The organism is Kosmotoga sp. DU53 (assembly GCF_001639905.1).
Lineage (GTDB): Bacteria > Thermotogota > Thermotogae > Petrotogales > Kosmotogaceae > Kosmotoga > Kosmotoga olearia.
This window is the reverse complement of record NZ_JGCK01000085.1, coordinates 1-1,765: the sequence shown is the minus strand read 5'-3', so window position 1 is coordinate 1,765 and position 1,765 is coordinate 1. Positions and strand designations below refer to the sequence as shown.

1 protein-coding gene and 1 pseudogene are annotated in these 1,765 nt (G+C 39.9%); one reads left to right on the top strand and one right to left on the bottom strand.

What is annotated here, in order from left to right; genetic code table 11:
* The coding region (locus DU53_RS11595) for a type II secretion system protein (protein ID WP_153020862.1) at positions 1-183 on the bottom strand (183 nt) is incomplete at its 3' end.
* 320 nt (positions 184-503) lie between these two features.
* On the opposite strand from DU53_RS11595, the pseudogene DU53_RS12065 reads away from it, so the two are divergent.
* Positions 504-1,765 (top strand): annotated as a pseudogene (locus tag DU53_RS12065) (IS3-like element ISKol4 family transposase); the annotation flags it as partial.

Here is a 1,765-nt window from a genome sequence, read left to right as displayed (position 1 = left end):
TACGCCATCAACATATGCCTTGTTCTCAAAGGAACTGGCGAGTGTCTTCAGGTTCTGTGCAACCTTTGTAGCCTGTGCCTTCTTGATAGCATTCAAAGCAACCGGTGTGATTGTAGCGATTAACGCAGCGATAACCGCCAAAACGATCAAAAGTTCAACGAGTGAAAATCCTCTTTTTCTCATTTAATACCCCTCCTCTAAAAATTGAAATTTTTGCCTCGACTATCTATATACAAAATCGTGCCAATTCATATAACGACAACCGAGATCCGAGAACCGAGAGTCCGAGATAGCCGCTGCGCGGCGGAAGTGGTGGACTTCGTCCAGGAGGCTTACGACGTTGACGCTCACGAGGTTGAGGCTTGTGACGCTGATGAAACCCGTTGTCGGTTGTACGTTGTGCGTTGTACGTAAAGATCAAAAAGCATATTTACCCCCTAAAAGGATTGGACAAAAGGAGAACAACAGCATAGAATAAAGGAAAGAAAAAGGGGGTAAAAGGAATGAAAGGAAAAACACCGCGAAGATACAGTTCAGAATTCAAAATCAAATTGGTTAAGGAGTATTTAGGGACAGACAAGAGTTACAGAGAATTGGGAGTCGAATATGATGTGGATGCTTCACTTATCATGAGTTGGGTAAAGCGCTACGAAAGATACAAAGAAAATGCGTTCCAGCCTCCGAAAAGGAAGCCTTCATTCATAGCAGATGAAAGCAAGATACCTGCTTTTCTTAAAGAAGAGCTCGGCCTGGATAAGATAAAGAACACAGTGATGATCCTGAAGAAATGAAGGCTGAATTGGAAAGATTGAAATTGGAACTTGCTGAGAGAGACCTGAGAATAAGAATACTCAAGGAAAAATTAAAAAAAACGAACATGGAAGAGAACCAGGGAAAAAAGTAACAGATATTACGATCCTCTGTATTGCTAACAAGTACATAAATTGGGGATTTCGTGTAAGCTTCGTCCTTGAAGTTTTAGAGATACCAAGAAGCAGCTATTACAGGAGCAAGAATCCGGGCTTTTTCCTGAAAGGCAGGAGAGGAAGAAAGGAAAGAGGTTATGCCTTTAATGTTTTTGGAGGTATCACAAAAGACGAAGAGATAGAAAAACTGCTGCTGTGGTTTAATGCGATCGAATCTCCTTTACAAGAGGAATATTATTTGAAGTACATGGGTTCAAAAAAGATAGCCAGATATATCCGGAACGTATACGGAATCATAGTAAATCACAAGAAATTGCACCGACTCAGGAAAAAGCTTGGACTTGTTGGGAAGTACAAAAGGCGTGAAAGGCATCCATACACTCGAAGCCGTTCAATAACAGTGACAAAAGCGAACCAATTGTGGGAAGCGGATATAACATTCGTAAAAACACGTGAAGATGGGAATGCAGCGATACTGAACATAATAGACGTGTATGACAGAAGCATAGTGGGAACATATGTGGGTAAAAGCTGCAAAAAGGAACATTTCATTCAATTAATGAAAATAGCGATCACAAAAAGAGCAAAACCACAAATAATAAGAACGGATAACGGAAGCCAATTTAAAGCATTAGATACGGGAATATACATGAATGAAGAAAATATAATCCATGAATTTGGAATAGTAAGGAATCCGGATTCGCAAGCATTTATTGAATCGTCATTCTCTTCTTTGAAAAGGGAATTCGTAAGAAACAACGAATTCAAGAATCTTGAAGACTTGTGTGAAAAACTAAAGGTATATCTGTCTTTTTACAACAACCTGAGGCCTCATGCGT